Here is a 12,310-nt window from a genome sequence, read left to right on the forward strand (position 1 = left end):
GCCAGCTCGCCTGCCTATCGAGACGGCGCATGTGAGGCCGGCCGCGACGAAGCAGCAGAACAGAAGCCGGAACGAGCCGTGGCAGCGTAGCCGCGTTCACTAGGCCCTTTGGTGTGCTTTTCCCCCTTGCAGCGCTGCGATCAGCGGGCAGGATACGTTGCCTTGACGGGCATGGCAGGCGCACACCAGCTCGGACAGCACGGCCTCCATGCGTCTCAGGTCGGCCAGCTTTGCGCGCACGTCGTTGAGCTTGCGCTCGGCCAGGCTACCGGCCTCCTCGCAATGGGTGCCATCCTCCAACCGGAGCAGTTCTGCGATCTCGTCCAGGGTAAAGCCCAGCCGTTGGGCCGCTTTCACGAACCGCACGCGCGTCACATCCGCTTCGCCATAGCGGCGGATGCTGCCATAAAGCTTGTCCGGCTCCGGCAGCAACCCCTTGCGCTGGTAAAACCGAATGGTTTCCACATTGACCTCGGCCGCCTTGGCGAAGGCGCCGATGGTCAAATTCTCCAAACTGCGATCCATCCCGCTTGACTCCGTACAAAACTACGGAAGTAAGCTTACGTTATCCCTTCCCGATTCGAAAGATCAAGCGCATGTCGAAACCGCAACACGGGCGCAGTGCCCTCTTTGCCGGGGGACTGGCCGCCATTTTAGCCTCCACGTGCTGTCTAGGGCCGCTGGTTCTGGTGGCCCTCGGTTTCAGTGGGGCCTGGATCGGTAACCTGACCGCGCTGGAGCCATATCGACCCCTGTTTATCGGCACGGCGCTGGTGGCACTGTTCCTCGGCTGGCGGCGCATTTTCCGCCCCGCGCAAGTCTGCAAGCCGGGCGGGGCCTGTGCCATCCCGCAGGTACGCGCCACCTACAAGCTCATTTTCTGGGCCGTCGCCCTGCTGGTTCTGGTTGCGCTCGGATTTCCCTACGTCATGCCATTTTTCTACTGATCAGGAGTTCGCCATGAAGAAGCTGTTTGCCGCCCTCGCCCTGGCCCTGGTCGGCGCCGTCGCCCCGGCGTGGGCCGCCATGCAAACCGTCACGCTGTCTGTGCCGGGCATGACTTGCGAAACCTGCCCGATCACGGTCAAGAAAGCGCTCTCCAAGGTCGACGGCGTCAGTAAGACCAGTGTGAGTTTCGAGAAGCGCGAGGCCGTCGTCATCTTCGATGATGCCAAGACCAGCGTGCAGAAGCTGACCAAGGCGACCGAGAACGCGGGCTATCCGTCCAGCGTCAAGCAGTAAGCCATGGGTGCGAGGGAGCGACGCCGTGGGACTGATCATGCGCCTGGTCAACAAGGCGGTGCCCTCGGCAGCGTCGTCTCGGCGATGGGGTGCGCGAGTTGTTTTCCTGCTATCGCCAGCTTGGGCGCGGCCATTGGCCTGGGCTTTCTGAGCCAGTATGAAGGACTGTTCATTCGCATCTTGCTGCCCGCGTTCGCCGGGGATTGCACTGCTCGCCAATGCGACCGCCTGGCTCAACCATCGGCAGTGGCAACGGACTGCGCTCGGCGTGATCGGCCCACTGCTGGTGCTGGCCGCGGCGTATTTGACGGTTGGCTGGCGCAGCGAGGCGCTGCTCTATGTCGGCCTGGCCTTCATGGTCGGGGTATCGATCTGGGACTTCGTCTCGCCGGCAAAGCGCTGCGGCGCACCGGACGCCTGTGAACCCCCGGCCAAGCGCGGCTGACCGCGTTGGCCGCTGCCGAAGTGAACATAGGAACTGTAGTATGACCCACTTGAAGATCACTGGAATGACATGCGACTCGTGCGCCGTCCACGTCAAGGATGCCTTGGAGAAGGTGCCGGGCGTGCGGTCGGCGCTCGTGTCCTACCCGAAGGGGACGGCGCAAATCGCTACCGACCCCGGCACGTCGCCGGATTCGTTGACCGCTGCCGTGGCCGGCCTCGGCTACCGGGTCATGCTCGCCGCGGCCCCGCCGGCGGAAAAGCGCGGCAGCCTGCTCGACAAGGCGTTGGGCTGGCTGGCCAGCGGTGAGAAATCCGCAGGCGAAGGCAGCGCGCTGCGCATCGCCGTCATCGGCAGCGGCGGCGCCGCGATGGCGGCGGCGCTCAAGGCCGTCGAGCAAGGCGCGCAGGTGACCCTGATCGAGCGCGGCACCATCGGCGGCACCTGCGTCAATGTCGGCTGCGTGCCGTCCAAGATCATGATCCGCGCGGCCCACATCGCTCATCTGCGCCGCGAAAGCCCGTTCGACGGGGGCATCCCGGCCACGCCACCGGCGATCCTGCGCGAGCGCCTGCTGGCCCAGCAGCAGGGGCGTGTCGATGAGCTGCGCCACGCCAAGTATGAGGGCATCCTGGCAAGCACGCCGGCCATCACGGTGCTGCGCGGCGAGGCCCGCTTCCAGAACGGGCATGCCCTGAGCGTGCGGCTGGCCGAAGGCGGCGAGCGCGAGGTGGCGTTTGACCGCTGCCTGATCGCCACTGGCGCGAGCGCGGCCGTGCCGCCGATCCCCGGCCTGAAGGGCACCCCCTACTGGACCTCGAACGAGGCGCTGGCCAGCGACACCCTGCCGAAGCGGTTGGCCGTGATCGGCTCGTCGGTGGTGGCCGTGGAGCTGGCGCAGGCCTTCGCCCGGCTCGGCAGCCAGGTCACGATCCTGGCACGCAGCACGCTGTTCTTTCGCGAGGACCCGGCGATAGGCGAGGCCGTCACGGCCGCCTTCCGCGCCGAGGAGGACATCACGGTGCTGGAACACACGCAGGCCAGCCAAGTGGCCTACGCGGATGGCGAATTCGTGCTCACCACCGGTCACGGCGAAATCCGTGCCGACCAACTGCTGGTCGCCACCGGCCGCGCGCCCAACACGCGTGCGCTGGCATTGGAGGCGGCGGGCGTGACGGTCAACGCGCAGGGCGCCATCGTCATCGACCATGCCATGCGCACCACGGCGCCGCACATCTACGCCGCCGGCGACTGCACCGACCAGCCGCAATTCGTTTACGTGGCCGCGGCGGCCGGCACCCGCGCGGCGATCAATATGACCGGAGGCGATGCCGCGCTTGATCTGAGCGCCGCGCCGGCGGTGGTGTTCACCGACCCACAGGTCGCCACGGTTGGCTACAGCGAGGCGGAAGCGCACCACGACGGCATCGAGACCGATAGCCGGTTGTTGACGCTGGACAACGTGCCGCGCGCGTTGGCCAACTTCGACACGCGCGGCTTCATCAAGCTGGTCGCCGAGGCAGGATCGAACCGCTTGATCGGCGTGCAGGCAGTGGCACCGGAAGCGGGGGAATTGATCCAAACAGCGGCACTGGCGATTCGGGCCCGGATGACCGTGCAGGAACTAGCCGACCAGTTATTTCCTTACCTGACGATGGTCGAGGGACTGAAGCTGGCCGCACAGACGTTCAGTAAAGACGTGAGCCAGCTATCCTGTTGTGCCGGATAACGAGAAAGGGGGACTCCGAACGGGGCAGATGCCAAGCGCGCGATTCGAATCGTGCGCCAGCGGCGCCGACCTCCAGGTTTTCGCGGCGGCGTCATCGCGGTGTGTTTGGATGGCTAACACCGAGCCAGGGGCATCAGCTGGCGGGGATGCCGGGCAGCGACCCATAAAGCAACAGAATTCGCGGCGGGTGGCCACTGACGCGTGCCGGTTCGAGCTTGTACAGGTCCGGAGTATCCAGCGCAGCTGGCACGATATAGGGCAGATCCACGCTCATTTGTTGACCCTCCGGCCCTGCGCGTCGATAACCACCTCGCCGTCTTCCTTGTTGAACGCGCTTCGCTGCGGCGCGGGCAGGATGTCGAGGACGATCTCCGACGGGCGGCATAGCCGTACTCCCAGCTCCGTGACCACAAGCGGGCGATTGATCAGGATGGGGGCGGACAAGATCGCGTCTAGCAGCTGGTCATCCGTCAGGGAGGGATCGGCCAGGCCAAGCTCCGCATAGGGCGTGCCTTTCTCCCGAATGACCTCGCGCACAGTCAGGCCTGCATCCTGGATCATGCGCTGCAACGTAGCACGATCCGGTGGAGTGACAAGATACTCGATGACCGCTGGCTCGATGCCCGCATTGCGAATCATGGCGAGAGTGTTGCGCGATGTGCCACACGCAGGGTTGTGATAGAGGTGACGGACATGGATAAAAAATGGTGCCGGTCAGAGTAGGTTAGTCCACCTGGTGGTCGCCGGATGCTTCGATGACGTTGGGATGGCCGCGCGGCACTACGCGCGGCTCCAGCAGTCGGTGCAGCATCAAGTACTGGATGACTGGATCCTGCTGCTCAAGCGCGCCGTGCAAACTCTACGGCGGTTGGAGACGCTTCGCCCTGGCGACGAAGGCTGTCGCCGCTTGGTCACCTGCATCTGTGGCGCGACGAGTGCTGGGCCCGCCCACCACGCACTGGCCGTGCAGGAATAGAGACCAATTGGTGCAAGGCATAGCCGCGAACACTACCCTCCGTGTTTTCTTCCCTATTGGCCGACGTTGGTCTCTGCTATGTCAGTGCGAATGCCTGTGATGAATGTCCGGGTAGTGGGGATGCTTGTGGACGAGGGGGGCATGCCAGTGGGTGTGCACATGTGGCTCCTTCCCATCCCACGGAAAGTCATGCTCATGCCGGTGATGCTCATCGTGGCGATGAGCATGCGTGTGTTCCATTGGCTCATGGGTGTGCTCATGTTCGTGACGCTCCCGGAGATGCACCCATACGCCCAGGGTCATCAGCGCCGCAGCGAGCCAGAACAGGACATTCGGTATCTCCGGCCACAAAAGGAAGGAGATCACCAAACCGAACAAGGGGGCCACTGAGAAATAGGCGCCTGTCCTGGCCGTCCCAAGATGACGAAGCGCGATCACAAACAGTGCCAGGCTCACGCCATAGCCGGCAAAGCCGATCACCATCGCCGAAGCGAAAGGGAACGCCCCAGGGAGCGTGCTGCCTGCAACCAGTGCGAATCCCGTATTGCATGCGCCCGCGACCAGGCCCTTCAGACAGGCGATGAGGACAGCGTCATTCGATGACACCTTCCGGGTGAGATTATTGTCGACCGCCCAGCATCCGCAGGCGGCAACAATGAGCAGCGCACCTGGGGACAAGGTAGCGGCGTCCGGTTGCCAGGAAAGGAGAATGCCCCCGGCAACGATGGCAATCATGCCAAGCACAATTTGCCGATCGGCGTTCTCCTTGAACACGATCCAGGCGATGAGCGTCGTGAAAACGCCCTCCACATTCAACAGGAGCGAGGCGGATGCTGCGCTGGTCACCGCGAGCCCCGTCATCAGAAGTGCCGGGCCGGCCACTCCGCCAGCCAGGATCGCTCCCAAAAGCCACGGAATTTCGTGACGCGGAATCGGCGGTTGCGGCGGGGTCCGGCTGTCGGCCTTCCGCGTGAGCTTTCTCAGTAGCAGGAAGCCGCCCAGGCCCAGGCCGCTACCCAGGTACAACAGTCCCGCCAGCAACAGCGGCGAGACTGAACCCATGAGGGTCTTGGCCAGCGGCGTGCTTGCGCCGAACAGGAGTGCGGCAGCGAGCGCCGGGGCGGCGGAACGAACGGACATGTCAGCAATGTCATGGGGGAATGGTTGCCTATTGTCGCGCGTTTGCGGAGAATACTTGCCTGTTATCCATATTGCGAGTGCAGCGGCCTCCCCGCGGCACCGCTGGCTGGTTCGTGCAACGCCTTGTCTCCCGCTTCGTCGTCCGTCTGGTCACGCTGCTGTTCGTTCTGAACTGCGGCGCGACCTTGGCTGCGGCGCCGGCATGGCTCCACCACGAAATGGAGCACGCACTGGAGCATGCGCACGGCGCTGCCGGGCTGGATGGCAAGGCAGACGTTGGTGAGCAACTTGCCGCTGAATTTGCCGTGCCCGATCATGACGACGATTCCGGCATTCCCCATGGCGCACTGCATGCCTTCGCCCAACTGCCTGCCACGCTGCATCGGCATGCGCCCCTGGTGATTGTGGAGCGCACGGGGACACCGCCATCGCATACCGCGGCAGACGCCCCGACCGACCAGCCTCCTGGTCTTCCCTTCAAGCCGCCCCGAGTCTGACCCCGCCAAGCGCTTCTTCCTGCGCCGCCCCCACTTATCTGCTGACGCGGCTTGCCCACGTCGGCGGCCTATTCCTGTCGCTTAACGAGTTCCGACATGGTCGCATTTCCGTGCCCACGCGGCCGGCGCGCGGCAACGGCAGCAGCGTTTCTCCTGACGCTCCTGCCATGCGCTTCGCATGCCCAGCCGTCTGATGCCGGCATCGGCGCTGCCGCACCCGCAGCCTCGGTTTCCGCACAACCCGCATTGACGCTGCAAGCCGCGCAAAGCCGCGCGCTGGCAGCGAATCCTTCACTCCTCGCCGCAGAGAAGGAGCGGCTTGCCTGGGATGGCACGGTTCGCCAGGCCGGGGCCTACGTGAATCCCGAGCTCTCCCTGGAGGGCGACGAGTTGCGCAGCGACAACCGCACTGAGGCGATCCGTCTGATTCAGCCCATTGACGTAAGCGGAAAGCGACGGGCCCGTACCGCCCTGGCCGAGGCAGGCAGGGACCGGACCAGCGCTACCCTGGCGGCCAGGCGCAGCGAGCTGCGCATCATGGTTGCCAGCGCCTTCGTATCGCTGCAGGAGGCCGAGGCGCTGGAGCGCCTGGCGGGCCAGAAGCTGGAGATCATCGAGTCTTTCCGGAGTGCAGTTGGCCGCCGCGTGGATGCGGGCAAGGTGTCGCCGATCGAGCGGGAGAAAGTCGGTTCGGATGCAGGAGGCGCTCTCATCGAGGCGCAGGACGCGAGGCAACGGACTGCGCTGCCCCGCAGGCGTCTGGCCAGCTTCTGGGCCCGCACCGATGCGCCGGATTTCACCACGGTCAGCGGGCCATTTGGCGAGGAGGCAGCGTTCCCAAATCGCCAGATCGTTTTGAACGCCTTGTCGCAGCGCCCGGAATATCAGGCGCGGCAGCAAGCCATCCGCGAGCAAGAGGCGCGGCTTGAGCTGGAGCGTGCTCGCCGGGTCGGTGACGTCACGGTTGCCGCAGGCGTCAAGCGGGTTCATCAGGCCCCCACGTTTGGCCAGCCCACTGCGCGGAATACATTAATGCTATCCGTCGGCATCCCCTTGCCGCTGTTTGACCGGAACCAGGGAAATATCTATGAGGCAACCCAGCAGGTAGACCGGGCCCGCCTGGAAGCCAATGCCACACGTGACCAGTTGCAGCTCAGAGCGCTCGAGCTGTCTGACGGCATCGCGCTGGCGGCCAATGAACTCAAGACCCTGCGCGAGGAGGTACTTCCCGCCTCGCGTGAAACGGCCCGTGCGGTCATGAAAGGCTATGAGTTCGGCAAGTTTTCCTACCTGGAAGCACTGGACGCGCAGCGTGCCCACTTCCGCAACGAAGCTCAGTACATCGCCGCCGCCGCGCGGTACGAGCGTCTGAAGAACGAAATCCTTGAATTTGCCGGTAGCCCGGCTGCCAACCCGGGAGCGCAACCATGAACACCAAATCCGCTGTCGCACTGGCTGTGGCGACGCTCCTCGTCGGCTCCTTTGCCGGCTTTCAACTCGGACACCGCAATGCTGGCAGCTCGCCTCAATCCGCTCAAGACTCCCACGGCTCCGACGCGCCCACCGCGGAAACGGCCAAACGCGGCCCTCACGGCGGGCGCCTGCTCGAGGATGGGCCGTTCCAGGTCGAAGTGACGATCTTCGAGCAAGGCGTCCCTCCACAGTTCCGGCTCTATCTGTATGAGAACGGCAAGCCGCTACCGCCCAAGGCTTCGCAAGCGGCGATCTCGCTGCAACGCCTGGGCCGGCTGGCCGAGCCCATCGCTTTCCATGCCGAGCGAGACTACCTGCGTGGCGACAAGACCGTGGTCGAGCCGCACTCGTTCGATGTGACCGTGTCCGCCGACCACAATGGCAAGACGTCGCGCTGGCGATACGCGCAGGTCGAAGCGCGGGTCGAGATGGGCGACGCGCAGTTGAAGGAGGCGGGCGTCAATGTACTGACCGCGGGGCCAGTCCGCATTCGTTCCGTCCTTGAGCTGCCCGGCGCGATCAAGCCCAATAGCGACCGCTTCGTCCCGCTGCTGCAGCAGTTCAATGGAACCGTGGTCGCGGCGCCAGTTGGGGAAGGGACGCACGTCAAGCGTGGCGACATTCTGGCAGTTGTGGAAAGCCCTGAAGTCGGCGACCTGCGTAGCGCGCTCGCCGTCGCCCGAGACAAGGCGGAGCTGTATCGGCGAACACTCGAGCGGGAAGAAAAGCTCTTTGCCGAGCGCATTTCGCCGGAACAGGACGTGCTCGCCGCGCGGCAAGCCTATCGCGAAGCCCAGATCTCCGCAAACGCCGCTGCACGCAAGCTGGAGGCGATGCGCGTGACCGCCGGCGGCGGCTCCAATGTCGCCCGCGTCGAGCTGCGCGCCCCCATTGATGGCGTGGTCACGGGGAAGTCAGTAGCGCCGGGCCAGGCCATCGACGCCGGCACCGTCCTGATGTCAGTCGCGGACACTTCCACGGTCTGGGTCGAGTTGCCCATCTATCCGAAGAACATGGCCGCCGTGCGCCCCGGCCAGGCTGTCGTCATCAAGGCGAGCGACGGCGAGACCGAGGCGCAGGGGAAGGTAGACGCAGTCAGCGCGGTCGCCGGCGAGCAGACGCGCACGGCCATGGCGCGCATTGTCCTTCCCAATCGCGAGGGTACGTGGCGTCCGGGCACTCTGGTCAATGCTGTGCTAACCACCGACGAGCAGGAAGTCGCCGTCGCGGTGGACAAGAGTGCGATCCAGACGGTGCGTGACTGGAAAGTCGTGTTTGGCCGGTACGGGCAATACCTTGAAGCCCGCCCGCTCGAGCTTGGGCGTAGTGACGGGAAGATGGTCGAAGTGATTGAGGGCCTGTCAGCCGGCGAGAAGTATGCGGCCGGCAACAGCTTCACCGTGAAAGCCGAGCTCGGCAAGGCCGGCGCGACGCACGACCACTGAGGCCACGGGAGTCCCAGCCATGTTCGACAGATTGCTTCAATTCTCCATCCAGCGCCGCTGGCTTGTGATGCTGGGCGTCCTCGCCCTGGTCCTGGTCGGCATCGCAAGCCTCTTCAGGTTGCCTATCGACGCGGTGCCTGATATCACCAATGTGCAGGTGCAGATCAACACGCGCGCGGAGGGATATTCACCACTAGAGGTCGAGCAGCGCATCACCTTCCCGATTGAGACGGTGATGGCTGGCCTGCCGAGTCTTGAGGCCACGCGCTCGGTCTCGCGCTACGGGCTGTCACAGGTGACCGTGACCTTCAAGGACGGTACTGACATCTATTTCGCCAGACAGCTCGTCAACGAGCGGATAACCGAGGCCCGTGAGCGGCTGCCGGCCGGCGTCACCCCGGCGATGGGGCCGATCGCGACCGGCCTGGGCGAAATCTTCATGTACACGGTGAAGGCTCGCCCCGGAGCACACAAGGAGGACGGTTCCGCCTATACCCCGACCGATTTGCGCGAGGTCCAGGACTGGATCATCCGGCCGCAGTTGCGCACGGTAAAGGGTGTCACCGAGGTGAACTCCGTTGGTGGCTTTGTCAAACAGTTCCACGTGACCCCTGACCTGACAAAGCTGGCCGGATTTGGCCTGACCCTTTCGGACGTCTCGCGTGCACTCGCGGAGAACAACGCCAACGTCGGCGCGGGATACATCGAACGTCAAGGCGAACAATACCTGGTTCGCTCGCCCGGTCAGGTGACGTCGCTGGATGACCTATCGGCCATCGTCATCGAAACCCGCGGCAGCACGCCTATTCGCATCGGCGATGTCGCCACGGTGCACCTGGGCCAGGAGCTGCGCAACGGTGCGGCTACGGAAAACGGTCAGGAAGTGGTGCTGGGAACGGTCTTCATGCTGATTGGCGAGAACAGCCGCACTGTTTCGTCCGCCGCCGCCGCCCGGCTTCAGGAAATCAATGCCAGCCTGCCCAGCGGCATAGTCGCGGAACCCGTGTACGACCGGACCACCCTGGTGGACCGCACGATCAATACCGTCAGCAAGAATCTGCTTGAGGGGGCCGCGCTCGTCATCGCCGTGCTCTTCGTACTGCTCGGCAACCTGCGCGCCGCGCTCATCACCGCAATGGTGATTCCGCTCTCCATGCTGTTCACGATTACCGGCATGGCGAGCAACGGCATCAGCGCCAACCTGATGAGCCTCGGGGCGCTCGATTTCGGCATCATCATCGACGGTGCCATCGTCATCGTCGAGAACTGCATCCGGCACCTCGCGGACGAGCAGCACCGACTGGGGCGTCCATTGACCCGCGACGAGCGCTTTGCCCTGGTGTTCAAGTCTTCTCGCGAGGCGCGCAAGCCCATTCTCTACGGGCAGCTCATCATCATGGTGGTCTACCTGCCTATCTTTGCCTTGTCCGGCGTCGAAGGAAAGATGTTCCATCCGATGGCGCTCACGGTGGTGTTGGCGCTCGTCGGCGCCATCATTCTGTCGGTGGTTTTCGTGCCTGCCGCCATCGCCATGTGCCTGACCGGGAGCATCAAGGAGAGCGAAGGCAGGGCCTACGCCGCGATCAAGCGTTTCTATGCCCGGCAGCTCGATCGCGCATTGGGCAAGCCAGTTCTCACCCTCGGGATCGCCGGCGCCATCCTTGCCGGAAGTGGAATGCTGGCGGCAAGGATGGGCTCGGAGTTTATTCCCAGCCTGAACGAAGGGGACATTGCCCTGCATGCCCTGCGGATTCCGGGCACCAGCCTGTCACAGGCGATACAAATGCAGGAGGCGCTGGAAAAGCGCATCAAGGCGTTTCCGGAGGTGGATCGCGTCTTTGCCAAGATCGGGACGGCCGAGATCGCGACCGACCCGGTGCCGCCAAGTGTGGCCGATAACTTCGTCATCATGAAGCCGTCATCCGAGTGGCCGGACCCGCGCAAGCGCAAGGAGACACTGGTTGCGGAAATGGAGCAGGCTGTTGCCAAAATTCCTGGGAACAACTATGAGTTCACCCAGCCAATCCAGATGCGATTCAATGAACTCCTGTCAGGCGTGCGTGCCGACGTGGCGTTCAAGATTTTTGGCGATGACATGGAGACCCTGGAGAGCCTGGGCAAGCGCGCTGAAGCGTTGCTCGAATCCGTGCCGGGCGCCGCTGATGTCAAAGCTGAGCAACTGACGGGCTTGCCTGTGTTGTCGGTGAACTTTGACCGGCAAAAGCTCGCGCGCTACGGTATTTCCCTGGCCTGCGCACAGCGGGTGGTGAACGCAGCCATCGGTGGGCAGGAAAGCGGCACCTTGTTCGAGGGCGACCGGCGCTTCGATATTGTCGTGCGCCTTCAGGAGCATGTTCGCTCCGACCCCGACAAATTGCGCATGCTGCCGCTTCCCGTGCCGGGCGGAGCGGCGCGCTATGTGTTGCTTGGGGAGGTAGCCACGCTGGACGTGACACAAGGTCCCAACCAGTTAAGCCGCGAGAACGGCAAGCGCCGGGTGGTCGTGGCGGCAAACGTTCGCGGCAGGGACCTGGGCTCGTTCGTCCTCGAGGCGCAAGCGAAGATTGCCAGCGGCATCAAGTTGCCTGCAGGCTATTGGTCTAGCTGGGGCGGTCAGTTCGAGCGGCTGGAGTCCGCTGCCAACCGGCTCAGGATCGTGGTCCCCGTCGCCCTTGGCCTGATCTTCCTGCTGCTGTACAGCATGTTTACAAGCGTCAAGGATGGCCTGTTGGTATTTACCGGCGTGCCGTTTGCATTGACGGGGGGTGTCATTGCCCTGTGGCTGCGCGACATTCCCTTCTCCATCTCCGCTGGCGTGGGCTTCGTCGCGCTGTCCGGGGTGGCGGTGCTCAACGGTCTGGTGATGGTCTCTTTTGTCCGCCAGCTCCGAGCCGAGGGGACGCCACTTGACGAAGCGGTCAGGGATGGCGCGTTGCTTCGCCTGCGGCCGGTGTTGTGCACCGCGCTCGTGGCTTCGTTGGGCTTTGTACCGATGGCGATCGCCACTGGTGCGGGGGCCGAGGTGCAACGTCCGCTCGCCACTGTCGTCATTGGCGGCATCCTGTCATCGACGTTCCTGACCCTGCTTGTCCTGCCATTGCTCTACAGATGGGCGTATCGGAACGAGGCGGAAGAACGCTCGCAAACAGAGCGTCTTGCCCGTGGAATTGCGCCACCTTTGGGGGGTGTGGGAGATTAGGCCCCACGTGCTATGGTCCGGGAGCCGGCATAGAACCGTAACCGCTAAATCCAGCACACCTTGTTGAGTCGAGCCGTTACCCAGTAACGTACGCAATACGGGACGTTACCGGGTAACCATGACGAAGGAGTGCAGGATGGCGCAGACGACAGCCCAGCGACAGG

General features: G+C 64.1%; 11 protein-coding genes and 2 pseudogenes. 9 read left to right on the top strand and 4 right to left on the bottom strand.

Annotated features, from left to right (window positions below; all coding sequences use genetic code 11):
* Positions 1-99: 99 nt before the first annotated feature.
* Positions 100-525, bottom strand: coding sequence for an Hg(II)-responsive transcriptional regulator (merR, locus tag F7Q96_RS02710; protein ID WP_151022000.1), 426 nt, complete (start codon positions 523-525; stop codon positions 100-102).
* Between the two features lie 71 nt (positions 526-596).
* Here merR and merT point away from each other — a divergent pair, with 71 nt between their 5' ends.
* The 5 genes and pseudogenes from merT (at position 597) to merA (ending at position 3,416) form a co-directional block, all read left to right on the top strand.
* A complete protein-coding gene (gene merT / locus F7Q96_RS02715; RefSeq protein WP_151022002.1) occupies positions 597-947 on the top strand; it encodes a mercuric ion transporter MerT in 351 nt (116 codons plus the stop codon).
* Between the two features lie 13 nt (positions 948-960).
* The gene (gene merP, locus F7Q96_RS02720) at positions 961-1,242 is read left to right on the top strand and encodes a mercury resistance system periplasmic binding protein MerP (protein ID WP_151022004.1); all 282 of its coding nucleotides are present in this window, start codon (positions 961-963) and stop codon (positions 1,240-1,242) included.
* A gap of 84 nt (positions 1,243-1,326) precedes the next feature.
* A pseudogene (locus F7Q96_RS27555) lies at positions 1,327-1,380 on the top strand (organomercurial transporter MerC); the annotation flags it as partial.
* Between the two features lie 19 nt (positions 1,381-1,399).
* Complete coding sequence (locus F7Q96_RS02725) at positions 1,400-1,687, top strand: MerC family mercury resistance protein (RefSeq protein ID WP_425544987.1); 288 nt, start codon at positions 1,400-1,402, stop codon at positions 1,685-1,687.
* 40 nt (positions 1,688-1,727) lie between these two features.
* Positions 1,728-3,416 carry a mercury(II) reductase gene (merA, locus tag F7Q96_RS02730; protein WP_151022006.1) on the top strand — a complete coding sequence of 563 codons (1,689 nt, stop codon included), beginning with the start codon at positions 1,728-1,730 and terminating at the stop codon, positions 3,414-3,416.
* A 154-nt stretch (positions 3,417-3,570) separates the two neighbouring features.
* Here merA and F7Q96_RS02735 read toward each other — a convergent pair.
* From F7Q96_RS02735 to F7Q96_RS02750, 3 genes and pseudogenes are all read right to left on the bottom strand, one after another.
* Positions 3,571-3,690 (bottom strand): annotated as a pseudogene (locus tag F7Q96_RS02735) (arsenical resistance protein ArsH); the annotation flags it as partial.
* Entirely contained in the window at positions 3,687-4,115 is a 429-nt protein-coding gene (gene arsC / locus F7Q96_RS02740; RefSeq protein ID WP_282960275.1) for an arsenate reductase (glutaredoxin), read from the bottom strand. The pseudogene F7Q96_RS02735 and the gene arsC, both read right to left, overlap by 4 nt.
* A 358-nt stretch (positions 4,116-4,473) precedes the next feature.
* Positions 4,474-5,532 (bottom strand): DMT family transporter, encoded by a 1,059-nt coding sequence (locus F7Q96_RS02750; RefSeq protein ID WP_151022010.1) that lies wholly within the window; start codon positions 5,530-5,532, stop codon positions 4,474-4,476.
* Between the two features lie 113 nt (positions 5,533-5,645).
* Here F7Q96_RS02750 and F7Q96_RS02755 point away from each other — a divergent pair, with 113 nt between their 5' ends.
* The 4 genes from F7Q96_RS02755 to F7Q96_RS02770 all read left to right on the top strand — a co-directional run bounded on the left by F7Q96_RS02755 (position 5,646) and on the right by F7Q96_RS02770 (position 12,146).
* Positions 5,646-6,029 (top strand): hypothetical protein, encoded by a 384-nt coding sequence (locus F7Q96_RS02755; RefSeq protein ID WP_151022012.1) that lies wholly within the window; start codon positions 5,646-5,648, stop codon positions 6,027-6,029.
* Between the two features lie 246 nt (positions 6,030-6,275).
* The gene (locus F7Q96_RS02760; RefSeq protein ID WP_249041642.1) at positions 6,276-7,460 is read left to right on the top strand and encodes a TolC family protein; all 1,185 of its coding nucleotides are present in this window, start codon (positions 6,276-6,278) and stop codon (positions 7,458-7,460) included.
* Positions 7,457-8,947: an efflux RND transporter periplasmic adaptor subunit gene (locus F7Q96_RS02765; protein WP_151022015.1), complete on the top strand. Its 1,491-nt coding sequence runs from the start codon at positions 7,457-7,459 to the stop codon at positions 8,945-8,947. The genes F7Q96_RS02760 and F7Q96_RS02765 overlap by 4 nt, the downstream gene beginning before the upstream one ends.
* Before the next feature lie 19 nt (positions 8,948-8,966).
* The gene (locus F7Q96_RS02770) at positions 8,967-12,146 is read left to right on the top strand and encodes an efflux RND transporter permease subunit (protein ID WP_151022017.1); all 3,180 of its coding nucleotides are present in this window, start codon (positions 8,967-8,969) and stop codon (positions 12,144-12,146) included.
* Positions 12,147-12,310: the final 164 nt, after the last annotated feature.

The sequence above is a fragment of the Cupriavidus gilardii genome, from assembly GCF_008801915.1.
Classification (GTDB): domain Bacteria; phylum Pseudomonadota; class Gammaproteobacteria; order Burkholderiales; family Burkholderiaceae; genus Cupriavidus; species Cupriavidus gilardii.

Bases quoted from the DNA above. Each gene is read 5' to 3' on its own strand.
- merR (WP_151022000.1), bottom strand. From the start codon at position 525: ATGGATCGCAGTTTGGAGAATTTGACCATCGGCGCCTTCGCCAAGGCG.
- merT (WP_151022002.1), top strand. From the start codon at position 597: ATGTCGAAACCGCAACACGGGCGCAGTGCCCTCTTTGCCGGGGGACTG.
- merP (WP_151022004.1), top strand. From the start codon at position 961: ATGAAGAAGCTGTTTGCCGCCCTCGCCCTGGCCCTGGTCGGCGCCGTC.
- F7Q96_RS02725 (WP_425544987.1), top strand. From the start codon at position 1,400: ATGAAGGACTGTTCATTCGCATCTTGCTGCCCGCGTTCGCCGGGGATT.
- merA (WP_151022006.1), top strand. From the start codon at position 1,728: ATGACCCACTTGAAGATCACTGGAATGACATGCGACTCGTGCGCCGTC.
- F7Q96_RS02750 (WP_151022010.1), bottom strand. From the start codon at position 5,532: ATGTCCGTTCGTTCCGCCGCCCCGGCGCTCGCTGCCGCACTCCTGTTC.
- F7Q96_RS02765 (WP_151022015.1), top strand. From the start codon at position 7,457: ATGAACACCAAATCCGCTGTCGCACTGGCTGTGGCGACGCTCCTCGTC.
- F7Q96_RS02770 (WP_151022017.1), top strand. From the start codon at position 8,967: ATGTTCGACAGATTGCTTCAATTCTCCATCCAGCGCCGCTGGCTTGTG.